This is a genomic window from Flavobacterium sp. UBA4854 (genome assembly GCF_002399805.1).
GTDB lineage: Bacteria > Bacteroidota > Bacteroidia > Flavobacteriales > Flavobacteriaceae > Flavobacterium > Flavobacterium ginsengisoli.
This window is the reverse complement of record NZ_DHEI01000051.1, coordinates 50313-76108: the sequence shown is the minus strand read 5'-3', so window position 1 is coordinate 76108 and position 25796 is coordinate 50313. Positions and strand designations below refer to the sequence as shown.

23 protein-coding genes and 1 pseudogene are annotated in these 25796 nt (G+C 33.3%); 14 read left to right on the top strand and 10 right to left on the bottom strand.

Features of this window, described 5'->3' with window-relative positions; translation table 11 throughout:
- Positions 1-48 precede the first annotated feature (48 nt).
- A pseudogene (locus B3J44_RS07440) lies at positions 49-738 on the bottom strand (2,3,4,5-tetrahydropyridine-2,6-dicarboxylate N-succinyltransferase); the annotation flags it as partial.
- A 261-nt stretch (positions 739-999) separates the two neighbouring features.
- On the opposite strand from B3J44_RS07440, the gene B3J44_RS07435 reads away from it, so the two are divergent.
- Positions 1000-1632: a PAS domain-containing protein gene (locus B3J44_RS07435; protein ID WP_198857137.1), complete on the top strand. Its 633-nt coding sequence runs from the start codon at positions 1000-1002 to the stop codon at positions 1630-1632.
- A gap of 83 nt (positions 1633-1715) precedes the next feature.
- Here the strand turns inward: B3J44_RS07435 and B3J44_RS07430 are convergent, their stop codons facing one another.
- Complete coding sequence (locus B3J44_RS07430) at positions 1716-3587, bottom strand: LTA synthase family protein (protein ID WP_286967479.1); 1872 nt, start codon at positions 3585-3587, stop codon at positions 1716-1718.
- A 173-nt stretch (positions 3588-3760) separates the two neighbouring features.
- Here B3J44_RS07430 and ruvX point away from each other — a divergent pair, with 173 nt between their 5' ends.
- A complete protein-coding gene (gene ruvX / locus B3J44_RS07425; RefSeq protein WP_198857139.1) occupies positions 3761-4174 on the top strand; it encodes a Holliday junction resolvase RuvX in 414 nt (137 codons plus the stop codon).
- Positions 4175-4300: 126 nt separating this feature from the next.
- Positions 4301-5794, top strand: a complete 1494-nt coding sequence (locus B3J44_RS07420) for a malate:quinone oxidoreductase (protein ID WP_286967477.1) — start codon at positions 4301-4303, stop codon at positions 5792-5794.
- Positions 5795-5835: 41 nt separating this feature from the next.
- On the opposite strand, the gene B3J44_RS07415 is transcribed toward B3J44_RS07420, so the two are convergent.
- Entirely contained in the window at positions 5836-8058 is a 2223-nt protein-coding gene (locus B3J44_RS07415; protein WP_198857141.1) for an FUSC family protein, read from the bottom strand.
- Between the two features lie 200 nt (positions 8059-8258).
- On the opposite strand from B3J44_RS07415, the gene def reads away from it, so the two are divergent.
- From def to mazG, 3 genes are all read left to right on the top strand, one after another.
- Entirely contained in the window at positions 8259-8849 is a 591-nt protein-coding gene (def, locus tag B3J44_RS07410) for a peptide deformylase (protein ID WP_278022177.1), read from the top strand.
- Between the two features lie 61 nt (positions 8850-8910).
- Positions 8911-9396, top strand: coding sequence for a DUF5606 domain-containing protein (locus B3J44_RS07405; protein ID WP_286967474.1), 486 nt, complete (start codon positions 8911-8913; stop codon positions 9394-9396).
- A gap of 100 nt (positions 9397-9496) precedes the next feature.
- Positions 9497-10267, top strand: coding sequence for a nucleoside triphosphate pyrophosphohydrolase (gene mazG, locus B3J44_RS07400; protein WP_125719529.1), 771 nt, complete (start codon positions 9497-9499; stop codon positions 10265-10267).
- On the opposite strand, the gene B3J44_RS07395 is transcribed toward mazG, so the two are convergent.
- Positions 10264-10947, bottom strand: coding sequence for a Crp/Fnr family transcriptional regulator (locus tag B3J44_RS07395; RefSeq protein WP_198857143.1), 684 nt, complete (start codon positions 10945-10947; stop codon positions 10264-10266). The two genes, mazG and B3J44_RS07395, sit on opposite strands and share 4 nt — an antisense overlap.
- Before the next feature lie 202 nt (positions 10948-11149).
- Here B3J44_RS07395 and B3J44_RS07390 point away from each other — a divergent pair, with 202 nt between their 5' ends.
- From B3J44_RS07390 to B3J44_RS07355, 8 genes are all read left to right on the top strand, one after another.
- Complete coding sequence (locus tag B3J44_RS07390) at positions 11150-13537, top strand: heavy metal translocating P-type ATPase (protein WP_286967470.1); 2388 nt, start codon at positions 11150-11152, stop codon at positions 13535-13537.
- Between the two features lie 115 nt (positions 13538-13652).
- Positions 13653-13844, top strand: a complete 192-nt coding sequence (gene ccoS, locus B3J44_RS07385; protein ID WP_198857145.1) for a cbb3-type cytochrome oxidase assembly protein CcoS — start codon at positions 13653-13655, stop codon at positions 13842-13844.
- Positions 13845-13846: 2 nt separating this feature from the next.
- Positions 13847-16030: a cytochrome-c oxidase, cbb3-type subunit I gene (ccoN, locus tag B3J44_RS07380; protein WP_286967468.1), complete on the top strand. Its 2184-nt coding sequence runs from the start codon at positions 13847-13849 to the stop codon at positions 16028-16030.
- A gap of 7 nt (positions 16031-16037) precedes the next feature.
- Positions 16038-16232, top strand: coding sequence for a CcoQ/FixQ family Cbb3-type cytochrome c oxidase assembly chaperone (locus B3J44_RS07375; protein WP_111378528.1), 195 nt, complete (start codon positions 16038-16040; stop codon positions 16230-16232).
- Between the two features lie 2 nt (positions 16233-16234).
- The gene (locus tag B3J44_RS07370) at positions 16235-17170 is read left to right on the top strand and encodes a cbb3-type cytochrome c oxidase N-terminal domain-containing protein (RefSeq protein WP_286967465.1); all 936 of its coding nucleotides are present in this window, start codon (positions 16235-16237) and stop codon (positions 17168-17170) included.
- Positions 17171-17180: 10 nt separating this feature from the next.
- The gene (gene ccoG, locus B3J44_RS07365) at positions 17181-18599 is read left to right on the top strand and encodes a cytochrome c oxidase accessory protein CcoG (protein ID WP_286967463.1); all 1419 of its coding nucleotides are present in this window, start codon (positions 17181-17183) and stop codon (positions 18597-18599) included.
- A 12-nt stretch (positions 18600-18611) separates the two neighbouring features.
- Positions 18612-19061 (top strand): FixH family protein, encoded by a 450-nt coding sequence (locus B3J44_RS07360; protein ID WP_198857149.1) that lies wholly within the window; start codon positions 18612-18614, stop codon positions 19059-19061.
- A 7-nt stretch (positions 19062-19068) separates the two neighbouring features.
- Positions 19069-19770 carry a sulfite exporter TauE/SafE family protein gene (locus tag B3J44_RS07355; RefSeq protein WP_286967461.1) on the top strand — a complete coding sequence of 234 codons (702 nt, stop codon included), beginning with the start codon at positions 19069-19071 and terminating at the stop codon, positions 19768-19770.
- Between the two features lie 21 nt (positions 19771-19791).
- Here the strand turns inward: B3J44_RS07355 and hemN are convergent, their stop codons facing one another.
- From hemN to lpxD, 6 genes are all read right to left on the bottom strand, one after another.
- Positions 19792-21156, bottom strand: a complete 1365-nt coding sequence (hemN, locus tag B3J44_RS07350) for an oxygen-independent coproporphyrinogen III oxidase (RefSeq protein ID WP_286967459.1) — start codon at positions 21154-21156, stop codon at positions 19792-19794.
- Positions 21157-21276: 120 nt separating this feature from the next.
- The gene (locus tag B3J44_RS07345; protein WP_095930909.1) at positions 21277-21753 is read right to left on the bottom strand and encodes a hypothetical protein; all 477 of its coding nucleotides are present in this window, start codon (positions 21751-21753) and stop codon (positions 21277-21279) included.
- A 108-nt stretch (positions 21754-21861) separates the two neighbouring features.
- The gene (locus B3J44_RS07340; protein ID WP_286967456.1) at positions 21862-22209 is read right to left on the bottom strand and encodes a hypothetical protein; all 348 of its coding nucleotides are present in this window, start codon (positions 22207-22209) and stop codon (positions 21862-21864) included.
- Positions 22210-22305: 96 nt separating this feature from the next.
- Positions 22306-22728, bottom strand: a complete 423-nt coding sequence (locus tag B3J44_RS07335; protein ID WP_198857154.1) for a DoxX family protein — start codon at positions 22726-22728, stop codon at positions 22306-22308.
- 122 nt (positions 22729-22850) lie between these two features.
- A complete protein-coding gene (locus B3J44_RS07330; protein ID WP_198857155.1) occupies positions 22851-24479 on the bottom strand; it encodes an acyl-CoA carboxylase subunit beta in 1629 nt (542 codons plus the stop codon).
- Between the two features lie 157 nt (positions 24480-24636).
- The gene (lpxD, locus tag B3J44_RS07325; protein ID WP_286967453.1) at positions 24637-25635 is read right to left on the bottom strand and encodes a UDP-3-O-(3-hydroxymyristoyl)glucosamine N-acyltransferase; all 999 of its coding nucleotides are present in this window, start codon (positions 25633-25635) and stop codon (positions 24637-24639) included.
- Positions 25636-25796 lie beyond the last annotated feature (161 nt).

Genomic DNA, 25796 nt, shown 5'->3' with positions numbered 1-25796 from the left:
TTGTTATCCATTTCATCCAGACCATGTGCATCAACATTTAATGCTTTTAAAGCTTCCAGGAATAACCACAGAACGAGCTGGTACATAACCTTTCATTTCAACTGGCTCATCACCTGTAACATCGATAATTTTTGTAGATGCTGTTAAGCATACGTTAGCTCCAAGAACTGCTTCTTTTCCAACGTGAACACCTTCAACAACGATACAACGAGAACCAATAAAAGCGCCATCTTCGATAATAACTGGAGCAGCTTGCAATGGCTCAAGAACACCACCAATACCAACACCACCACTTAAGTGCACGTTTTTACCAATTTGAGCACAGCTTCCTACAGTTGCCCAAGTATCAACCATTGTTCCTTCGTCTACATAAGCTCCAATGTTTACGTAACTTGGCATTAAGATTACACCGCTTGAAATGTAAGCACCGTAACGAGCTACAGCGTTTGGTACCACACGAATTCCTTTTTCAGCATAATTTCTCTTTAGCAACATTTTATCGTGGTATTCAAAAATACCAGATTCCCATGTTTCCATTTTTTGAATCGGGAAATACATTACAACTGCTTTCTTAACCCATTCGTTTACCTGCCATTTGTCACCAACTGGTTCAGCAACACGTAATTTTCCTGCGTCTACCAATTCGATTACTTCTCTAATGGCGTCAGTAGTTGTAGTTTCTTGCAATAAAGCTCTGTTTTCCCAAGCTTGTTCAATTATAGTCTGTAAAGAATTCATACGTTTAATTTTTTGGCAAAGATAAGGTATTTGTAGAAATGCAAAAAAGCAAAACGGTTTGAAAATGTTACATATTTAACTTTTTGTTTCTTATTTGTAAAATCAAAAAAGCTGTATCTGTTTTTAATTAATACCATTACCGCTAAAAGTTTTTTTTATATCAAAATATGACAAAAGTCAGGATTTGTGCTTTTTCTTCGCTTTAATTTCGCAGTGTTGATCAACATTCCATTCCATAAATAATCATATAAGCAGTAAAATATGAATCAAGAAAATCACCTTCAAAACAGAGTAATCATTGACAAAGAAGTAAGCTGGGATAAAACTCAGGTTATTATGAGTAAAACAAACGCATACGGAATTATAGAATACGCCAACGAAGTATTTGTAGACGTTTGTGGTTACGAAGATTATGAATTAATGGGCCAGCCTCATAATATCATACGCCACCCAGATATGCCAAAAGTTATTTTTAAAGTGCTTTGGGAGAATCTTAAAAACGGGAAAAACTTTCATGCTATTGTAAAAAACCTTGCAAAGTCTGGAAGATACTATTGGGTAATTACAGATTTTGAAATTGCCCGCGACGAAAACGATGTTATCGTAAATTATTTCGGAAGAAGACAAGCTGTACCGCAAGAAGTAATTGCGATGCATATTGAGCCTTTATACAAAAAGTTGTTACAGATTGAAGCAGCAAGTGGAGTAGAATTTAGCGAAAAGTACTTAATTGGTTTCTTAGAAGAGAAAAAGAGAACTTACGTTGAATATATTAAGGAGTTGATTTACGAACACGAAAAATCGCAATCTAAGTTTGCTAATTACTCAGAAGAAGAGGATGCAGGAGAAGAGGAAGAACACAGAGGTTTTTTCGGCCGATTGTTCGGAAGATAAATTGAGTTATTTTTTAGGTTTGAATATTTGGATAAAAATCCGTCTTGAAATATTTTCAAGGCGGATTTTTTATTTATCAATTATTAATCAAAACTTAGTTGATTGTCTATTACTCGATTGTTGAAAGATTGAATGTAACCTTTTAAAAAACGTTCAAGTTCGTTTGCTTTTGGTTTATTCGTTTCAATTAAATTATGTTTCAATAAAGTATCTTTTTTCCAATTGTATAAACCGATAGTACGATTGTTTGCAAAAGCAAGATAATAGTCATCGACAATGCAGTGGTAAGTGTCTTGAAGGTAATAAACCGCAAAATTTTGTTGAGATTTGAAGCTTTTTCCAAAAGATATTATTTCTGCTTTTATATTTAAATAATCAAGTATGCTAGGCATAATATCGATTTGTTGAAAGTTCTTCTCATCAGCAACATTGAAACTTGGATTTGAAGGATCAAAGAACAATATTGGAATTCTAAATTTACCAACATTTGTCTTATCTGCTTCTGAAGTTCCGCTAGAAGATGTGTGATCGGCTGTTATTACAAAAAGAGTATTGTTGTACCATTTTTCTTTTTTAGCACTTTTGAAAAATTTTCGAAGCGCAAAATCTGTATATGCAATACTTTCTTGGATTTCTGTATTTCCTTTTGGGAATTTACCTTTATACTTTTCAGGAATTATATAAGGATTGTGTGATGAAATCGTGAATATAGAACTAAAGAAAGGCTGTTTGAAAGAAGTAAGTTTTGCAGCGAAAAATTGTAAAAACTCTTCGTCAAAAATACCCCATTTTCCGTCAAATGCTGGACTTCCTACATATTGGTCTTTACCATAATATTCATCAAAACCTGCCACTTTACAATATTGATCAAAATTTTGACTTCCGTTAAAAGCGCCATGAAAAAAAGAAGTATTATAACCCTCCTTTTTCAAGATTTGCGGAAGACTTTTTGTCTTGTTTAATGCATAACCCGAGGTTATAAAAGAATTATTCATTAAACTAGGAATGCTTGATATAGTTGATGGAACCGCATCGATAGACACTTTTCCGTTAGCAAATCCGTTTTTAAAATAGTGAGCTTTTGTAATTAACGAATCTAAAAAAGGAGTTTGACCACAGTGAATGTTTTCGTTTCCAAAACTTTCTAGAATAATTACAACTACATTTTTTTTATCAGCAGGCAGTTTAGGGTTTATAGAAAGAACAGGATTATAGATTGATTTTAATTCAGAATCGCTATAATAATGCACTTTTTCAAGTTCTTTTTTCTTAAAAGCGGTTTTTAGAATAGTGAAAGGAGTATTTAAAACCAAAGCAGAGGTATTTAAATTTCCATATCGCATTCCGTCAACAATCTTAATAGGTTTTTTTTGTACACCTCCGCGTATCATTAATAGAACTACAAAAATTGAAATAACAGTATAAATGGCTTTTTGTACATAATCTCGTCTATTCAATTCTTTAGGCGTAATAGGGCTTTTTGCTTTAGGAAGTAGTTTCCATAAAACAAAACCTGTAATTATAAAGAGAATCGCGATATACCAAAACTCTTTTAAAAAAGAAGGAATTAATCGGATTACATCATGCTCCATTCCGTCTGCGGTAATCATTGCGTAGGTGCTTCTTCGGCCAGTAAAACGATAGTAAATAATATCAATAAAATTGGTTGCAATAAAAGCAAGATTAACTGCGTAAAATAATATAAGCAAAATCTTTTGGTATTTCGGACTGTATTTAAAATTACCAGGAAAAAGATGTGCAATTAAAAAAGGTATGTTGATATAAGCAACCGCAGCTAGATCAAAAAGCAAACCGCCAGAAAAAACTCTTATGCTTAAGTTATTAAATAATTCGAGATTGACGCAGTAAAAAAGAATTCTGCAGATTTGATAAACTGCAACAATTAGGATAAATCTATTTATAAATAAAATTAAATTCGTTTTGTAATTACTCATTTGTACTGATAGAATAAAAGCCTTGTTTTTTAGTAAATTTTTTTTTTGCGCAAAAGTATTTTTTTTTAATGAAAATAAAAGTTTTTTTCTGACAAAAAAAAATATAAATTGCATTTCCTGGTTATTTTGGGAAAGGATAGGAAAAATATTTACCTTTGCTGAAAAAATAAAACATGCCAAGAATTCTTTCGATAGATTACGGACAAAAGCGCACAGGTATTGCTGTTACAGACGAAATGCAAATTATTGCTTCGGGTTTAACAACGATTCCAACACATACTTTGATCGACTTTCTGAAAGATTATTTTGCAAAAGAAAAAGTCGAAGCGGTTTTAATTGGCGAACCAAAACAAATGAACGGAATGCCTTCTGAGAGTGCTTCTGTGATTAATGGTTTTGCAACTCATTTTTCGAATATTTTTCCAGAGATGAAAGTGATTCGTGTCGATGAACGTTTTACTTCAAAAATGGCATTTCAAACCATGATCGACAGTGGTTTAAGTAAAAAGCAACGTCAGAATAAAGGATTAATAGACGAAATTTCTGCCACAATTATGCTTCAAGATTATCTTTCCGCAAAAAAATAACGCTCTTCGTCGTATTTTTTATTTATAATTTAAAGGTTTTTAGAAAATCCTAACTTTTATCATCTAAAAATTAGTTTTTTTTTGCAATTAAAAAAGTACCTTTGCACTTTAAATAAAAATACTGTTATGCCTGACGAAACCATACGTTCAAATAGTGATGTAGTACTCATTGGCGCTGGAATAATGAGTGCCACTCTTGGGGTAATTTTGAAAGAATTACAACCAGATATAAAAATTGAAATTTACGAAAGATTAGATGTTGCTGCTGCTGAAAGCTCTGATGCTTGGAATAATGCTGGAACAGGACACTCTGCCTTTTGCGAATTAAATTATACTCCAGAAAAGGCAGACGGAAGCATAGATCCTAAAAAAGCAATTAGCATTGCAGAATCATTTGAGATTTCTCGCCAGTTTTGGTCTTACCTAGTGCAGCAAAATAAAGTGCCGTCTCCGGATAATTTTATTAAAAGCGTACCTCATATGAGTTTTGTGTGGGGAGATAAAAACGTAGATTATTTAAAAAAGAGATTCGAAGCGCTTCAAAGCAACCCAATCTTTGCCGATATGACTTTTAGCACCGATTTTGAACAACTTCAAAAATGGATGCCATTGGTAATGGAAGGCAGAAATGCTGATGAAAAATTAGCAGCAACACATATGGAAATTGGTACCGATGTTAACTTTGGTGCTTTAACAAGAAGTATGTTCAATTACTTAGAAAAATTAGACGGTGTTTCTTTGTATTTCAATCACGAAGTTAAAAAACTAAGACAGCGTGAAGATAAATCTTGGAGAATTAAAATTAAAGATTTGTCAACAGGAAATACTCGTAAAGCTTATACTAAATTTGTATTTATCGGTGCAGGAGGAGGTTCTCTTCCTTTATTAGAAAAAGCAAATGTTCCAGAAGGAAACGGATATGGAGGTTTCCCTGTAAGCGGACAATGGCTAAAATGTACAAATCCTGAGGTAATTGCTAAACATCAAGCAAAAGTTTATGGAAAAGCAAGTGTTGGAGCTCCTCCAATGTCTGTTCCTCATATTGATACTCGTGTAATTGACGGAGAGAAAGCACTTCTTTTTGGACCATTTGCAGGATTCTCGACTCGTTTCTTGAAAAATGGTTCTTATTTAGATTTGCCGTTGTCTATTAAATCAAACAATTTAATCCCGATGTTGGCTGCAGGATATCATAATATTCCATTAACGAAATATTTGATCGAGCAAGTTCGTCAGTCTCCAAAAGACAGAATGAAAGCTTTACGTGAATATTTGCCAACAGCACGTTCTAAAGATTGGAAATTGGAAAAAGCAGGACAACGTGTTCAGGTGATCAAAAAAGATGAAAAAGAAGGTGGGGTTTTAGAATTTGGTACTGAAGTAATTAATACGCACGACGGAAGTTTGGCAGTTTTATTAGGCGCTTCTCCTGGTGCTTCTACTGCTGTAGCAATTATGGTTGATTTGGTTAGTAGATGTTTTACGCATCAAATTAAAACACCAGAATGGCAAGCAAAATTAAAAACAATGATTCCTTCTTACGGTCAGACTTTAAATGATAAGCCAGAACTTTTAGAAGAACTTAGAAAACAAACTGCAGAAGTTTTAAAATTAAATTAAAGCTTCTCATTATTGAAATATAAAAAACAAATCCAGATGAATTAATCTGGATTTGTTGCTTTTAGGTCGGTTGTGTTTTTTAGAATTTTTTCTGCTAGATTGCTCATCCAAATCAGTTGCTCGATTACCATTTGGGCTTCTTGCATTTTTGCTTGACGCGTTTCTTTATCCAAATCATCATCTTCAGCCAAGCGTGTAAAATGTTTTCGTTTTAATTCCTCAAACTGTAATGTCACATCTTCTTTTTCAAAAAAAGTATCTTGTATTATAACTTCGTTTCGTAAAATGGAAATCGAGTGATCTAAATTGGCGAGAATAGTCTTGATGATATAATTAAAAGAGTCAGAAGCAGAAGTCGTTTGATGCGATTGAATATAAGTTGACAATGACGCTAAAGCAGATAATAAAGAATGATTTAAAACCACCAATTTATTTACCAAAGGCATTGTTTTTTGTTTTGATTTAGGTTCCTGCATCATACGTTGGAAAGAAGTCATTAAATTTCCTATTTCAACAAAAGCATTTTTTCGTGCTAAACGATACGAAGTTGGAACTTCTCCTTTTTTATTATAAAAATCAGCAATTTCTTTTAGATAATTTCTATTCGCCCGAATTGTGTTTTCAATATGAATTGGCGTATTTATGAATTCCCAAGCTGGCCATAAAAACTGATTGGCAATAAAAGCTAAAATTGCTCCCGCAAGTGAATCTAATATTCTGTATTGAATTACTTCGTTAATATCAGGTGTTAAAATTCCGTAGATAAAAACTACATACATTGTAACAAATGTTGCGCTTATTTTATAGTTGATTTGCGTAAATGAAATTCCTAGAAGCATGCATACAATTGAAAAAATGCTCAGTGCAACGTGATTCTGAATAACAGATACAATTCCGAAAGCTAAAATTCCTCCTAAAACAGTTCCGAATATTCTGTTGTACGATCGCTCTTTTGTTAAACCATAGCCTGGGCGCATGATTACTACAATGGTCAGCAGAATCCAATAGACGTTTTGAAAAGGCAAAACTTGTCCGAGGAAAAAACCAATCAAAATAGTGATCGTTAATCTTATCGAATGCCTGAAAATCGAAGAAGAATAACTTAAATTCTCAATTAAAGTTCGTAACGGATAATATTGTGGAGTTAAGAATTTTTCGAGCTCTTTGTCTTGATCTTTCAGTTTATAAGATTGCATTGCCAAAGAAAGCGCACGCTGAATAGTTTTAATTTTTCCAACCTGATTTTTAGCATATTTCAGCATATTGGTCAGCATTAAAACACCTTCTGCAGCTTCTTCTTTTCCTAATGTTTTTTCATAGTCAAAAATGGCAAATTCAAGTGCATCCAATTCATTTTTCAAATCATGCTTATCGACATAAACACTGATATGATTGACATTTTTGGAGAGTTTTTTGAGGGTTGAAGCCAGTTTATAAGCTACATTTTGATAGGTCCTTAAAACATCAGGATGTTTGGCAAATTTCTGATGAAGTTTACTATGGTCAAAAGAAGTGTAAAGCGCCAATTCTTGAATTTCGACTAAAGTAATAAAAACCAAAAGCATTTTTCGGTTCTGGCTCGTTATTCCAGATGCATTCTGGTTTCCGATTAACATTTTTCTTAAATCTTCATGAATTAGATTTAGTTCTACTTGAACTGCCAGCTGTTTTTCAATAATTGCTTGCCTGTTAGCTTCTGGACTCCATAAATCACCTCTTAATTTTAGATATTTAGCAGTAAGTTTTATTCCTTCTGCAATTTGTAATTCGACATATTTATAGGGCTGTACAAAATGAAAAACAAGAGAAACTATGAGGTATAAAATTCCTCCAATAAAAATAAAACCAGAATATTCAAAAGCAGCCCAACCTTCATGCAAATGCCCAAAAGAAAGAGAAATAGATAATAAGGCAGAGAAAGAAATTAACGTTGCTCGTTGTCCATAAACCGAAATCATAGAACATAAAAACAACAGAAAACCTAAAAAAATATAAAAAAGGAGCGGATACGGATAAACGAGATTTACCAGTAGATTAACGCCCGAAACAATAAAAGAAGCAGCAATTAGCCCTTTTATTTTATGACCAAGAGAACTCGGAATATCGCTGGGATAAGTATAGAAAGCACCTAATGCAATCGTGAAACCAATTTCAAAATGACCTAGAAAATTTAAAACCAAAACAGGAACAACAGAAGCGATAGTTACTTTAGAGGCATTGAGAAAGGAAGTGCTGTTTGTAAATTTCGAAATCTTATCAATCATAAAGAGAGGTTTACTAGCAAAGGTAAGAATTGTAGGAGTGATTTTGGCATAATTATGGATGAGATTTTTAACAGCTTGTAAAAAATACGATATAATAGATTATTAGAATCATTCTTGACTATTTTTTACTATTTTTGCCAGCTGAAATATCAGAACTTTAATTCTGTTTTTGCAGCACATAAAAACATAAATAAAAACAAATGATTTTACCAATTGTAGGATACGGTGATCCTGTTTTAAGAAAAGTAGGGCAGGATATTACATCAGAATATCCAAATCTAAAAGAAACGATCGCAAATATGTACGAGACCATGTACAATGCGTATGGGGTTGGACTTGCAGCACCGCAAGTTGGACTGCCAATTCGTTTGTTTGTCATTGACACAACGCCTTTTAGTGATGATGAGGATCTTCCTTCAGAGGAACAAAAAGATTTGAAAGGTTTTAAAAAGACTTTTATCAACGCTAAAATCGTTAAAGAAGAAGGAGAAGAGTGGGGATTTAATGAAGGTTGTTTGAGTATTCCTGATGTGCGTGAAGACGTTTACAGAAAACCAACTGTTACAATCGAATATTGTGAAGAAGATTTCGTTATGAAAACGGAAGTATTCGACGGATTAATCGCAAGAGTTATTCAACATGAATACGACCATATTGAAGGAATATTGTTTACAGATAAAATCTCATCTCTAAAGAAACGTTTAATCCAAAAGAAATTGAAAAATATTACTGAGGGAAAAACGTCTCAGGAATATAGAATGAAATTTTTTGCAGCTAAAAAAGCAAGATAAGTTTTCTAAATAGTTGGAAACAAAATAATAAATCAAATTCTTAATACTAATTTTAATAAAAATGAATTTAACGAAAATTTTAGCCATTTCAGGAAAACCAGGTTTATACGAATTGAAAGTACAAACTCGTACAGGTTTTGTGGCGGAATCATTAATTGATGGGAAGAAGATTACTGTAAATCTAAAAAGCAATGTAAGTTTATTGTCTGAAATTTCGATTTATACTTATGAAGGCGAAAAACCGTTAACTGAAGTAATGCAGCAGATTGCCGTTAAAGAAAATAAAGGACAAGCGATTTCTCATAAAGAAGACAATGCTACTTTGTCTGCTTATTTCAAACAAATTCTTCCAGATTATGACGAAGAGAGAGTTTATCCATCAGATATCAAAAAAGTATTAAACTGGTACAACACGCTTCAAGCTAAAGGTTTGGTTACAGATTTGGCTCCTGCAGTTGAAGAACCAAAAGAAGAAGCCCCAGTTGCTGAAGAAAAACCAAAAAAAGCTCCAGCAGCAAAAAAAGCAAAAGCTAAAAAAGAAGAATAGTAGTTTTTCTTTAATCATAAAATAATCCTGTTAAGATGTTTTCTTGACAGGATTTTTTAATTTTACAGAAATCGAGTTTAAATCAATAGAAAACTTCAAAATGAGCAGAGAAAACCAGTTAAAAGCATTTGAAAGATTATTAAATATCATGGATGAACTTCGTGAACAATGTCCGTGGGATAAAAAACAAACCCTACAAACATTAAGACACCTAACAATCGAAGAAACGTATGAGTTGGGAGATGCTATTTTGGACAACGATTTAAATGAAGTAAAAAAGGAATTGGGAGATTTGCTGCTCCATATTGTTTTTTACGCTAAAATAGGCAGTGAAACCAATGATTTTGATATTGCTGATGTCTGCAATGAAATTTGTGAAAAACTAATTCACCGTCATCCACATATTTACGGAGATGTGAAAGTAGAAAATGAAGAAGAAGTAAAACAGAATTGGGAAAAACTGAAACTAAAAGAAGGAAAAAAATCAGTTTTAGAGGGCGTGCCAAGAAGCCTTCCTGCACTGGTTAAAGCAAGTAGAATTCAAGATAAAGTAAAAGGTGTAGGTTTTGACTGGGAAGAGCCGCATCAAGTCTGGGATAAAGTGCAAGAGGAATTACAAGAATTACAAGACGAAGTAAAAACTGGAAATCAAGATAAAATTGAAGACGAGTTTGGCGACGTTTTGTTTTCTATGATTAATTATGCTAGATTCTTAAATGTAAATCCAGAAGATGCTTTAGAAAGAACCAATAAAAAATTTATAAAGCGTTTTCAATACTTAGAAAGTAAAGCAAACGAATTAGGCAAACCATTAATGGATATGACGCTTACAGAAATGGATGTTTTCTGGAATGAAGCTAAAAAACTTTAGTTATCTGCTAATTTTTTTAAAGCGCGAACGTCTTTAAGCATAATTTTTTTGCCGACTAATTCTATTAATCCTAATTTATTAAAATCAGATAATAAACGAATGCAGCTTTCTGTTGCAGTGCCAATGATGCCCGCAAGTTCTTCTCTTGTTAGTTGAACTTTAAGGGTTTTGTCGGTATCTTCTCCAAATTCATCATGCAGTTGCAATAAAGTTTCAGCAAGTCTCTGCTTAACTGTTTTTTGAACTAAGGCAATTTTTTCATTCTCAGATTCTTTCAAATCTTCGCATACAGATTGCATCAGATTTAAAGAAAACTGATTGTTATTATTAAAGAAATTGATGATTTCGGTTTTAGGAATAAAACAAACTTCCATGTCGGCAATTGCTTTTGCAGTCAAGTTTGCCGGCTCATTACTAATCATAGAGCGTTGTCCAAGAAGTTCTCCAGATTTTACCAATTTTACAATTTGATCTTTTCCGTTTGCACTCAATTTTGAAAGTTTACCAACACCATCTTTTATACAAAAAACACCATTGGTTACTTCGCCTTCTTCAAAAATGGCTTCACCTTTTTTAATCTTGTAAGAGGTTTTGCTGCTGGCTAATTTTATAACTTCTTCTTTGTTAAGGGCTTTTAATGAGCTTAGCTGGCGTACAATGCATTGATCACATTTATTCATGACAATATTTGTTTGCAGCAAAAATAAGGATATTTAAGGGTATAATTGACTATTATATGGTAAAAATATAATAAATTACGGTAGGGCTTAATTTAGACTGTTTTATTTTATTAAATTAGAATTCAATTTCAAGATTACATGACAATTATCATCTTAATAATTGTGCTTTAATTGGAAATTTGTGGCATATAAAAACAAGTTTATGAGGGAGCAAAGTTGTTTTCATTGTGGTTTAACTATTGAACAAAATGAAGAAATTGATTTTGATGATAAGAAGTTTTGTTGCACAGGCTGTAAAACAGTTTACGAAATTTTCAGCATCAATGACCTAACATCTTATTATGATTTTGAAAAGTCTCCGGGAGCCACACCGCAAGACATCAAAGGAAAATATGATTTTTTAGAAAATGAAACCATACTCGCAAAGGTTTTAGAATTTCAGGAAGGAAACACGTCAATTGTTTCGCTAAATATTCCACATATTCACTGCAGTTCTTGTATTTGGATTCTAGAAAATCTAAATCGTCTTCAACCTGGAATAAGTATATCTCAAGTTAATTTCCACGAAAAAAAGGTTAGAATTACCTTCAATTCTGATGTGGTTTCTTTAAAAGAAATTGCATATCTTTTAAACTCAATAGGTTATGAGCCTTATATTAGTTTAGAAAATTATGGAACAGCAGAAGTAAAAGTAGACCGAAGTTTAACCTATAAATTAGGTGTTGCATTCTTTTGTTTCGGAAATATTATGTTGCTTTCATTTCCAGAATATTTCGAAATGAAAGAATTCTGGTTGGATAGTTACAAACCGTTTTTCAGATTACTGATTTTTCTTTTAGCATTGCCAAGTTTCTTATATTCAGCAAGCGGATATTATATTTCTGCTTACCACAGTATTAGAACCAGAATGCTTAACATTGATATTCCGATTGCATTAGGTATTATCGTGATGTTTATTCGCAGTACTTATGATATGCTAATGGATCACGGTCCCGGTTTTTTTGACAGTTTAGCGAGTTTAGTATTTTTTATGCTTCTTGGTAAAATGTTTCAAACTAAAACCTATAGTTTCCTAAGCTTTGAAAGAGATTTTAAATCCTATTTCCCGATTGCCGTTACTAAAATTAATAAAGATGCATCTGAAGATAATGTTGCTATTTATGATGTTTTAAAAGGAGATCGATTGTTGATTAGAAATCAAGAACTTATCCCTGTTGATGGAATTTTAATTAGTGAAAGCGCAGAGATAGATTATAGTTTCGTTACAGGGGAAGCTGTTCCAATTACTAAAAAATCTGGTGATAAAGTATTTGCGGGAGGAAAACAGATTGGGAAAGTAATAGAAATGGAAGTATTGTATTCAGTTTCACAGAGTTATTTGACGCAATTATGGAGTAATGAAATTTTTCAGAAAAAAGTAGATCAGAAACACAAAACCATAACAGATGCAATAAGCCGATATTTTACCCCCATATTATTGCTCATTGCATTTGCTGGTTTTGGTTATTGGATTTTTATAGACGCTAATACAGCTTTTAATGTTTTTACAGCGGTGCTAATCGTAGCTTGTCCTTGTGCGTTGGCGCTTACTGCTCCGTTTACTTTTGGAAACATATTACGAATTTTAGGTAAAAAGAAATTTTATTTAAAAAATGCCATTGTGATCGAGCAGCTCGCAAAAGTTGATACGATTGTTTTTGATAAAACAGGAACAATTACTACCAACAAAAAATCGAATATAGTATATGAAGGAAAACCTATTTTAGATTCGGATGTTGTATTGATTAAGAGTGTATTACGTGGTTCAAACCACCCATTAAGCCGAATGCTTTACGATTTTCTGCCAGATGCCAAGCGTATTACTATAGAAGAATTTCAGGAAATTACAGGTAAGGGAATTTTAGCAACTATTGAAGGAAAAGAAATTAAAATTGGTTCTGGACAATTTGTAAATGATATAGTTGCAGATGGTTCAGAAATTGAAAAAACGGCATTACATATTAAAATAGGAGAGATCTATTTTGGAAAATATACTTTCCAGAATCAATATCGCGAAGGCCTAGAAAAACTTTTTGCAAACTTGAGTAAAGAGTATCAAATTAAAGTACTTTCTGGTGACAATGATGGCGAAAGAGGAAATTTAGAAGCTATTCTGCCAAAAGGTACTGAGTTAATATTCAATCAAAAACCAGAGCAAAAACTTGAATACATAAAGAAACTTCAAGAAAAAGGACAAAATGTAATGATGGTTGGTGATGGACTCAATGATGCTGGAGCATTGGCGCAAAGTAACGTCGGGATTTCTATTTCTGAAAATGTGAACGTTTTTTCTCCTGCATGTGATGCAATTCTTGATGCATCGGAGTTTTCACGTCTCAATTACTTTTTGAAGCTTTCACATAAAGCAATTTCTATTATAAAGATGAGTTTTGGCCTGTCATTGCTGTACAACGTTGTTGGACTTGCATTTGCGGTCACAGGAAACCTACTTCCATTAGTTGCGGCTATCATCATGCCATTGAGCACGATTACGATTGTAAGTTTTGTTACTTTTATGTCTAACTATTTCAGTAACAGAAATTTAGAATGATTATAAATTATTAAAGAATATATTTTATTAAATTTAACATATTCTTTTTCTCTATGATAATTATCATATTTTATGCGCCCTTAACGAAGTAATTTTGTTAATATAAATCTAAGGTATGAGTGTTATTTATCTATTAATTTCAGTAAGTATTTTTGTGGCAATCTGTTTCTTTATTGCCTTTATCGTGGCTGTCAAAACTGGGCAATACGATGATGATTATACCCCATCAGTCAGAATTCTTTTTGATGACGAAACCAAAATTAATTCCCAAAATAATAATTCACCAATCGAAGAAAAACAAGTATAATTATGGAAATGGAACAGTTTTATTACGACAACAAAATTGTAAAAAAATTCATTTACGCCACAATACTTTTTGGAGTTGTGGGTATGTTAGTGGGACTTACCTTAGCGGTAATGTACCTTTTTCCCAACATGACAGATGGGATTTCGTGGCTGAGTTACGGCCGATTAAGACCATTGCACACTAATGCAGTTATTTTTGCCTTTGTGGGTAATGCATTCTTTGCCGGTATGTACTACTCGCTGCAAAGATTGCTAAAAGCCAGAATGTTTAGTGATTTTTTAAGTAACCTTCATTTCTGGGGATGGCAGTTAATTATTGTAGCCGCCGCAATTACACTTCCGTTGGGTTATACTTCTTCTAAAGAATATGCAGAGCTAGAGTGGCCAATTGACATTGCAATTGCTTTAATTTGGGTTGTTATGGGTATCAATATGATTGGTACAATGCTGCGTCGTAGAGAACGTCACTTATATGTTGCAATCTGGTTTTACTTAGCAACATTTGTAACGGTAGCGGTACTGCATATCTTTAACAACATCGAAATTCCGGTTTCTGCTTTAAAAAGCTACTCTGTGTATGCAGGTGTTCAGGATGCTCTAGTGCAATGGTGGTACGGACACAATGCGGTAGCATTCTTCCTTACAACTCCATTCTTGGGATTAATGTACTATTTCGTTCCAAAAATTGCGAACAGACCTGTTTACTCATATAGATTATCTATTATTCACTTTTGGTCTTTAATCTTTATCTATATCTGGGCAGGACCACACCACTTATTATATTCTGCATTGCCAAACTGGGCTCAGAATCTTGGGGTTGCATTCTCTGTAATGTTAATCGCTCCATCTTGGGGAGGTATGATCAATGGTCTTTTAACATTAAGAGGAGCTTGGGATAAAGTTCGTGAAGAACCAGTTTTAAAATTCTTTGTTGTAGCGATTACAGGTTACGGTATGGCGACTTTTGAAGGTCCGATGTTATCTTTAAAAAATGTAAACGCTATTGCGCACTATACCGATTGGATCGTAGCACACGTACACGTAGGAGCTTTAGCTTGGAATGGTTTCATGTCATTTGGTATTATTTATTGGTTGATTCCAAGAATGACAAAATCAGAATTATTCTCTAAGAAATTGGCAAACTTCCATTTCTGGATTGGAACTTTAGGTATTATCGTTTATACAATTCCATTATATGTGGCTGGTTTCCAACAAGCGTCTATGTGGAAACAATTTAACCCAGACGGAACTTTAACTTATGGTAACTTCTTAGAAACAGTTACGGCGATTATGCCAATGTATTGGATGAGAGCTATCGGAGGGTCTCTCTACTTAATAGGTATGTTGACATTAGTTTACAACATTATCATGACAGTAAAAGCGGGTAATACAATTGAAGATGAATTGGCTCAGGCTCCGGCTTTACAAACAATAAAAAGCAGTAGATTAAGTGGAGAGAAATTCCACTCATGGTTAGAAAGAAAACCAATTCAGTTAACCATTTTAGCAACTATTGCAATTTTAATTGGAGGTATTATTCAGATTGTGCCAACAATTATGGTAAAATCAAATATACCAACTATTTCAAGTGTAAAACCATATACACCTTTAGAGCTTGAAGGACGTGATTTATATATCAGAGAAGGTTGTGTTGGATGTCATTCACAGTCAGTTCGTCCATTTAGAAGTGAGGTTGAACGTTACGGAGTTCAATCAAAAGCAGGAGAGTTTGTTTACGACCATCCATTCTTATGGGGATCAAAACGTACAGGTCCAGATTTATTAAGAGTAGGTGGTAAGTATAATGACAATTGGCACTTTAACCACATGTGGAATCCGCAAAGTACATCTGCAGGATCAATTATGCCAGGATATAAGTGGTTATTTGATAATAAACCAATGGATATTTCATTGACACAAAAGAAAATGCAGGCAATGATTTCATTAGGTGTGCCATATTCTCCAGAAGAAGTTGCTAACGCACAAAAAACTTTAAGAGAGCAGGCAGTTAAGATAGAAAAAAGCTTAGAAAGCGATCCTGATTTTGTTAAGAGTTATGAAGACAGTCGCAAAAAAGCTGCTGCAAAAGGTGAGAAATTCATTCCGATGAATGAAAGAGAAATCGTTGCTTTGATTGCTTATATTCAAAGACTTGGTACTGATATTAAAGTAAAAGAAACTAAATAACAGCATTATGTTTGAACAAATAAAACACAATATGGAAACAATATCGGGTGTAGAATTATACCCGATTATTTCCCTCTTGATTTTCTTCTTCTTTTTTGTAGGATTAGGTATTTGGGTATTCTCTTATAGAAAAGAAAAAATTCAAGAAATGAGTAATATACCTTTAGATGAAGGACTTAGTGTAATCACAAAAGATAGATAAAAATGAAAAAGTTTTTCCCAGTATATGTTAGAGTACCGTTGATTTTCTTCATCGTATTTGCTTTGATGGAATATTTTATAGACTCAGGCGATAAGCCAGCTTTTGTAAAATTCCCTATGGTTTCGCTCTTTTTATTTGTCTTTTTGTTTATTCTGATTGCCATCGAAATTACACTTAGTGCTGTAAATAGAGTGATGTATCAATTGCTATCGCCAGAAGAAAAAGCGCAAAAAGAACTTGAAGAAAGTTTAAGCTTCAAAGAAAGCACTTGGTTTAAAAACCTAATGCACAAATTGACTAAAACAGAACCAATTGAAAAAGAAGCCGACTTATTGATGGATCATGATTATGACGGAATCAAAGAGTTAGATAATAATTTACCGCCATGGTGGGTGTATTTATTCTACATCTGTATCATTTTCGGAGTTATTTATGTAGTTCGTTATGATGTTTTAGGAGCGGATGATCAGGAAATGGAATTGAAAAAAGAAATGGCGCAAGCAAAAATTGATGTCGAAGAATATATGAAAACTGCTCCAGATTTGATGGACGAAAAAACAGTTGTTTTATTAACTGACGAACCAAGTTTAGCCGCAGGAAAAGAAATCTTTACAACAAACTGTGCAGCTTGTCACCGTGCCGATGCAGGAGGTCAGATTGGACCAAACCTTACAGATGATAAATGGATTTTAGGAGGAGGAATTAAAAACTTATTCCATACCATTACAAATGGAGGTAGAGATGGTAAAGGGATGATTGCCTGGAAAGGAACCCTTAAACCAAAAGAAATACAAAAAGTTGCAAGTTATATCTTGTCTTTGCAAGGAAGCAATCCTAAAGATCCAAAAGAACCAGAAGGAGAAGTTTGGGTAGACGATAGCGCTCCTAAAACCGATGCAGCTGCAACTGCAAAAGATACCACAGAAGTTAAAAAATAATTAGAATATCATGTCAAATTTACCAGACGAAGCTTTTAGAGATACCATTGGAACAATAGATGAAGGTGGCAAACGAAAATTTATATTTCCTAAAAAACCGTCTGGTAAATTTTATGATTATAGAAAAATTGTCAGCTACGTTTTATTGGCAATTTTATTCATAAATCCGTTTATCAAAATAAATGGAAACCAGTTTATGATGTTCAATATCTTGGAACGTCGTTTTAATATTTTTGGATTTCCTTTTTGGCCACAAGATTTTTATCTCTTCGTAATCTCAATGCTTGTTGGCGTTGTATTTATAATTTTATTTACCGTTGTTTTCGGAAGAATATTTTGCGGCTGGATCTGCCCGCAAACTATTTTCCTTGAAATGGTTTTCCGTCGAATTGAATATTGGATTGATGGAGATCGTGGCGCACAATCTCGTTTAGCAAAGCAAGAATGGAATGGTGAGAAAATTAGAAAAAGACTAATTAAATGGACTATTTTCTTTTTAATCTCTTTCCTTATAGCAAATGTATTCTTGGCTTATCTAGTAGGTAGTGATACTTTATTTTTAATGATTGAGCAAGGACCAGTTGTACAAGCTAGCAATTTCATCGCGCTGCTTATATTTACTGGTATTTTCTATTTCGTTTTTGTATGGTTTCGTGAACAGGTTTGTATCATTGCTTGCCCTTATGGAAGATTGCAAGGTGTACTTTTAGACAATAAATCTATTAATGTTGCCTACGATTTTGTTAGAGGTGAAAAGGAAGAAGGCCGTGCAAAATTCAAAAAAAATGAAGATAGAGCATTAACGGGTAAAGGAGATTGTATAGATTGTCTTCAATGTGTTCACGTTTGCCCTATGGGAATTGACATCCGAAACGGTACACAGTTAGAATGTACCAACTGTACAGCTTGTATCGATGAATGTGACCATATTATGGAATCTGTAGGATTGCCAAAAGGTCTTATTCGTTATGCTTCTGAAGATGAAATTGCCAAAAAAGAACCTTTTAAATTTACTTCAAGAATGAAAGGATACACAGCTGTCCTGTTTATTTTATTGAGTATTTTTGTTGGAATGCTGTTTTTAAGAACAGATGTGCAAGCGGTAGTTTTACGTTTACCAGGTCAGTTATTCCAGCATAATGGGGAAAAAATCAGTAATGTTTACACGTATAAAATTGTAAACAAAACAATGAAAGATTACAATGATATTCATTTCGAATTAATCGATCAAAAAGGAGAAATTAAGAATGTTGGTAAAAGACATTTTAAAGTTGCAAAAGAAGGAATTTCTCAAGGAACATTGTTTATCGAAATTGATGAAGTTTTATTGGAAAGTGATAAAACAAAAGTAAAAATAGGGGTTTACAATGGTTCTGAACTCCTAGAAACAACAACTACAAATTTCTTAGGACCACGAAGTTTTAATTAAAAATATACTATTATGAAATTGAATTGGGGAACTGGAATCGTCATTGCATTCGCATTGTTTATGACCTTTATTTTATATTTTGTGTTTGAAGTGCAGTCAAATTCTAAATACGATAATGATTTGGTTGTCGAAGAATATTACAAACATGATACACACTTTCAGGAAGAAATGGCGAGAATTCAAAATGCGCATGATTTGCAGCATAAGCCATCAATAAAATATACTGGAGACGGTGTTGCTGTTGTTTTTCCAGTAGGATTTGAAAGCAGTAAAGTGAAAGGAAATATTCAATTATATAGACCTTCAAACAAAAAATTCGACTTTAATACTCAAATTGCCTTAACTAATTCAGAAATCATTATTCCGCAGAAAAAATTAATAAAAGGACGCTGGGATGTGAATATGGAATGGCAGTATGAAGGCAAAAAATATCTCACTAAAGAAGTTATTTACGTAAACTAAATCAAAAATGTTATTCTCAGCTTTCTTTTTAGGTTTGATCAGTAGCTTGCATTGTGTTGGAATGTGTGGGCCAATTGCCATGATGCTTCCTGTAGATAGGCAAAATGAAGCCAAAAAGGTAACGCAGATTATGACCTATCATTTTGGTCGATTAACAGCTTACGCCACAATCGGACTGATTTTTGGATTACTGGGAAGAGGTTTTTTCCTGGCGGGATTACAACAGAAAATGTCAATTATTATTGGTGTAATAATGATTATTGTAGTTTGTATTCCTGAGAAAAAATTTGCTCAATACAACTTTTCTAAACCAGTTTATAAAATCATATCAAAAGTTAAAGCCAATCTTGGAAGTCAGTTTAAAAATAAGAGCTACAAATCTCTTTTTACAATTGGTCTTCTAAATGGATTTTTACCATGCGGAATGGTTTATGTTGCTTTATTTGGGGCAATTGCTATGCAAAGTGCCACTTATGGCGTTTTTTACATGCTTTTGTTTGGAATAGGAACAATTCCGTTAATGACTATTGTGGTTTATGTCAATACATTATTGAAATTGCCATTTCGAAATAAAATTCAAAAGGCAATTCCTTATGTTGCAGTTATCATTGGAGTTTTATTTATCCTTAGAGGATTGGGATTAGGAATTCCGTATATTTCTCCTTCAAACATGAGTTTATTTGTACAGCAGACTCCAAACTGCCACTAAGAAAAATATATTTAAAAGATTTTATACAGTCATCGAAAACAGATTTGTTTCCGGTGACTTTCTTTTTAGATGCAAATCGAAAGCCATACAAATATTACGTACAAAAGGTCTTCCTTCTTCTGTAATTTTGATTTTGTTGTTTTCAATAACAATTAAATTATCATTTTCGATTTCTTTCAAAGCAATTAAAACCTCAGGAAGTTCAGCAAAGTTTAGAGATTCTGCAGTCCAGGATGTTTCCAATTCGCAGGTTAAGTTCAGAATATGTTTTCTAATGATAAGGTCTTCATCGTTCAAAATATGACCTTTTACAACAGGAAGCCTAGCAGATTCTATAATCTCATAATATTCTTCAAGGCTTTTAGTATTTTGTGCAAAACTATACCAGCTATCGCTTATAGAAGATACGCCAAGCCCAATCATAACTTGTGTTTTAGAAGCGCTATAACCCATAAAGTTTCGATGAAGTTTTCTGTTATGAGCAGCTTTGTACAAACTATCGTCTTCTAATGCAAAATGATCCATGCCAATTTCATGATAACCATTTTGAATTAGAAGTTTTTTTCCTATTTCATATAATTTTCTCTTTTCAGAATCTTTTGGAAGATTTTCATCATTAAAACCACGTTGTCCGTTTCCTTTTATCCAAGGCACATGTGCATAGCTATAAAATGCTAGTCTATCAGGTTTTAATGAATTTGTTTTTTCTACGGTATCAATTACATCTTCGATGGTTTGAAATGGAAGTCCAAAGATAATATCATGTCCTATTGAAGTATAACCAATTTCTTTTGCCCAAAAAGTCACTTTAGCAACATTGTGAAATGGCTGAATTCTATTTATGGCTTTTTGAACAGTGGCAGAGTAATCTTGAACTCCAAAACTTACTCGGCGGAAGTCTAAATCATATAATTTTTTAAGCTGTTCGTATGTTGTGTTATTTGGATGCCCTTCAAAACTAAATTCATGATTTGCTGCTTTTACAGCATTTTTAAAAATCCCATTTATAAGGCTCTCCAGGTTTTCTTTTGAGAAGAATGTTGGCGTTCCTCCGCCTAAATGTATTTCTTTAATTACAGGTTTTTCAGGAAGTAAATCACAATACATTTTCCATTCTTTAAGAACTGCCTGAATGTATTTTTCTTCTACTGAATGATTTTTGGTAATACGTTTGTTGCATCCGCAGAAAGTGCACATGCTTTCGCAAAATGGTAGGTGAATATATAAACTGATTCCGTTCTTTGAATTGCTTTCTATGAATGATTTTTGTAAAGTAGTAATCCATTTTTCTGAAGTAAAATCAGATTCATTCCAATATGGAACCGTTGGATAACTAGTATATCTTGGACCTGGGACGTTGTACTTTTGAGTCAAAGAAATTTTCATAATAACGGATTTAGTTTATATCAAAATTAAAGCTTAACGCGAAGACATAAAATGACAAATATCATAAAAACTGTAAAAAAAAAGAGACTCAAAATTGAGCCTCTTTATTGAATTAAATAATTAACGTGATATAGAATCTTGGATGATTTTAAGCCATTTTTTCGCAAACTGATGATCTTGATAGACACTAATTTGTTTGATGCGGTCATCATCAAAATCATAGAATGGAATTAATATTTTTTTAGATGTTTCTTTTTCTTGAAATTCAAAATCAATTTTGATAATTGTATCTGAACCAGCGTCTGTTGTCGGAATTAATTTGCTTGATGCAATTGTATTTAAGTCGACATATGTTGATTCTTGCTGATTTGGATTGAAATTCATTAAAATGAACTTATTGTTTTTTTGATCAATTGTCAAAGTCTTATTGTTGATTGATTCTGTCAAATCAAAATCTTCTGGATGATTTGGGTTGAATCGTTTCTTGATATTTAAAATTCTTGATTTACTTGCCGCAGATGAACGTGCAGAAAAGTATACAGGGATTGCAACAATAATTAAAATCACAATACCCATTATTGTGGTAGTAGTTTCCATAATGTTTTTAATGAAATAAATAAATGATATTCAAAGCAGTTTTCGGTTTGAAAACAGCTACGTAAGTGCTTGAAGAATAAATTCTCTAAGGGAAAATCAAGTATTTATTTACCAGAAAAAATGGAAAGCATAGAGTATGACTGAAACCTTTTTACATTGAGTAGTAAAGAGTTTAGTGTATGCTGTAGTATAAGTAACGGTTTGATGTTGTGGTATTAGCGGTAAGAGCGTATCAAAACATTTAATTATTCCGGTAGGATTTGTTTTGATATTTGCTGCAAACTGGTAACTTCCCTGAGGCTGAATAAATGCTGACGAATCGGGAATGTCTTTACAGAAGTTGGTGTCCGATTTTTCTGTTTCAATTATACGCGCAGAAGCTTGGTCTGCTTGATAGGCAAACAATCCTGCTAACAAAAGCGTAATTAAAACAATGGTTTTACGAATCCAATTCATGTCGGCGAATTTAAGTCATAAAACGCAATTAAAGAAATTTTATAGAATTAATTAACACTCAAAAAAAAGTCCTCAATAAAATGAGGACTTAAGGTGTTATTGTTGCATTTTAAAATAGTAATCTGCCGAGTGTTTACCGCTTCCGTAGAATAGGAAAAAGATGCAGACAAATAAAACGATTAATGCTAAAACTAAACTTTCAGAGTGCATTTTTCCCATAAAGTTAATGAGAACTGCACCAAATAAGATTGGTAATTGTGCTGCAATAGCCCATCTGGTTAAAAGTCCAAAAATAATCATTATACCACCAATCATATGGGCTGGAGCAATGTAATGTAGCATAAACATACCTCCGCCATACTTATCAATAGGGGAAATCAAATCATGCAGGTATTGAATATTGGTGACGAAAGAGACACCTTTCATAAATAAGAATCCACCCAAAACAATACGTACTAAATCAACTGGTAAATAAGTGTGCGAATTTGCCCATTTATTCAAACTTTTTACATTTTCCATGATGTTGTGTGATTAAAAATTATATACTAAGTTACTAATTTTTAATCAGATATTTATTTTTAACTCCTTGAAAATAAGTTTTTTGCTTTTTATTTAACGTATTGTTGAGAATTCTTAAATCGTTAGACCTGAATGACTCCTAGATTAAATGGTTTTTGAATAGGAGCGTGGTTTGCAGCTTCGATTCCCATCGAAATCCAATTACGGGTTTCTAAAGGATCAATGATTGCATCTGTCCATAATCTTGATGCAGCATAATAAGGAGAAGTCTGCTCATCATAACGTGCTTTTATTTTATTGAATAACTCTGTTTCTTTTGCTTCATCAACTTTTTCTCCTTTCGCTTTAAGCGAAGATGCTTCAATTTGAGCTAAGACTTTTGCGGCTTGAGTTCCGCCCATTACAGCAAGTTCGGCACTTGGCCAAGCGAAGATTAATCTAGGATCATAAGCTTTTCCACACATGGCATAATTTCCTGCTCCGTATGAATTTCCGACAATAACAGTAAATTTAGGAACCACCGAGTTACTTACCGCATTTACCATTTTGGCTCCGTCTTTAATAATTCCGCCATGTTCAGATTTTGAACCTACCATGAAACCAGTAACATCTTGCAAAAATACCAACGGAATTTTTTTCTGATTGCAATTGGCAATAAAACGAGTTGCTTTATCGGCACTATCAGAATAAATAACACCGCCAAACTGCATTTCACCCTTTTTGGTTTTAACAACTTTCCTCTGGTTGGCAATAATTCCGACAGCCCAACCATCAATTCTGGCATAACCTGTAATTAGAGATTGTCCGTAACCTTCTTTATAAGCTTCAAATTCTGAATTATCAACCAAACGTTTGATGATTTCCATCATATCGTATTGTTCGCTTCTCGCTTTTGGAAGGATTCCGTAAATATCATTTGGTTCTAAAGCTGGTTTTTCTGCTTTGATTCGGCTGTAACCTGCTTTATCAAAATCCCCAATTTTATCTACAATATTTTTTATTTTATCTAAAGCGTCTTTGTCATCTTTGGCTTTATAATCGGTTACGCCCGAAATTTCGCAATGTGTTGTTGCGCCACCTAAAGTTTCATTGTCTATAGTTTCGCCAATTGCCGCCTTTACAAGATAACTTCCTGCAAGGAAAATACTTCCTGTTTTATCAACGATTAAGGCTTCGTCACTCATAATGGGAAGATAAGCACCGCCGGCAACACAGCTTCCCATGACGGCCGCGATTTGGGTAATTCCCATACTGCTCATTTGAGCATTATTTCTAAAAATACGTCCGAAATGCTCTTTATCTGGAAAAATTTCATCTTGCATTGGCAGATAAACTCCTGCGCTGTCTACAAGATAAATAATTGGAAGCCTGTTTTCCATTGCAATTTCTTGCGCACGAAGATTTTTCTTTCCTGTTATAGGAAACCATGCTCCAGCTTTTACTGTTGCATCATTAGCAACAACAATGCATTGTTTTCCTTTAATGTAGCCAATTTTTACCACAACACCTCCCGAAGGGCATCCGCCGTGTTCTGGATACATTCCTTCGCCAGCAAAACCTCCAATTTCAATACTTTTTGAATTTTCATCCAATAAATAAGCAATTCTTTCGCGAGCTGTCATTTTTCCTTCAGCATGCAGTTTTTCGATTCTTTTTTCGCCTCCGCCTAATTTTACTTTGGCAAATTTTTGTTTTAGTTCTGAAAGAAGTAATTTATTGTGATCTTCGTTTTTATTGAAGTTTAAATCCATGATATAGTATTGATTTTATAAAATAGTGTTGGCTAATTTACAAAATCAATTGAAATAAATAGAATATATAATCATGGGAAAAGGTTTGGGAATTTAAAATTAGATTATATAGAAAAGCAGAAGTTTATACTTCTGCTTTTTTATAATTTTGGTTAAACTATTTCTTAGTACTGCAAACCATTCGTTTTAAAATTGCCCATTGTTTTAGCGCGTCTCGAGCTTCAACGGCTGGATAACCCAGCATCGTTTTTCCTGCAGGAACATCTCCTGTGACACCAGATCCAGCACCAATTACAGCACCATCTCCAATAGAGGTGTGGTCTTTTATAGATGCGCTTCCGCCAATTATAACTCCGTTTCCTAAGGTTACAGAACCTGCTAGACCACTGTTACCGGCCATAATGCAAAATTTACCTAACTTACTATTATGTCCAATTTGTACTAAATTGTCAATTTTACAGCCGTCTCCAATAATAGTTGAACTAAATTTACCACGATCTACGCAAGTATTTGCACCAATTTCAACTCTATTTCCAATTACTACATTACCGATTTGAGGGATTTTTACCAAACCATTTTTAGCACATGGACGAAACCCGAATCCATCTGCTCCAATTGTAGCATTTGGATGAATAATACAATCGTGGCCAATATGACAACGCTCTCGAATTACAGTTCCAGACCAAATAGTAGTATTTTCTCCAATAATACATTCATCTAAAATAGTCACATTTGGGTAAAGTGTTGTATTTGATCCAATTTCAACTTTTGGACCAATATAGCATCCTGCTCCAATTCTGACACCTTCTCCGATAATTGCAGTTTCATCAACAGTTGCAGTTTTGTGAATGTTGGTATGAAAAACAGGAGTAGGGAGAGCAAAAAGAGCTAAAATTTGAGACATTGCTAAGTCTGCATTTTTTACTTTGATAAATGCACGGTTTTCACCAGGTTCGATAGAAATATCTTCGTTGACAATTGCAATTGAAGCATTTGATGTGCACCAATGTTTTTCGTATTTTTTGTTTCCTATAAACGAAATTTCTGAAGATGTCGCTTTTTCCAGTTGCTCTGTTGCAGTAATGTTGTGTGAAGTTGTGCCGTAAATTTCACCATTGATAACTTCATTAATCTCTTGAATTGAATAGGATCTCATTTATAATACTAAGATATTTGGGTTAATTTTTGCCAAATAAAGCAAATTACATTTTGATTACCTAATATTTTATTTGGTTAAAATTGAGAAAAAATTAAAGTAACAAACTTAATATTACAAAATTAACATTTTATCTGCTAAAAAAATGATTGTTTGTTAAT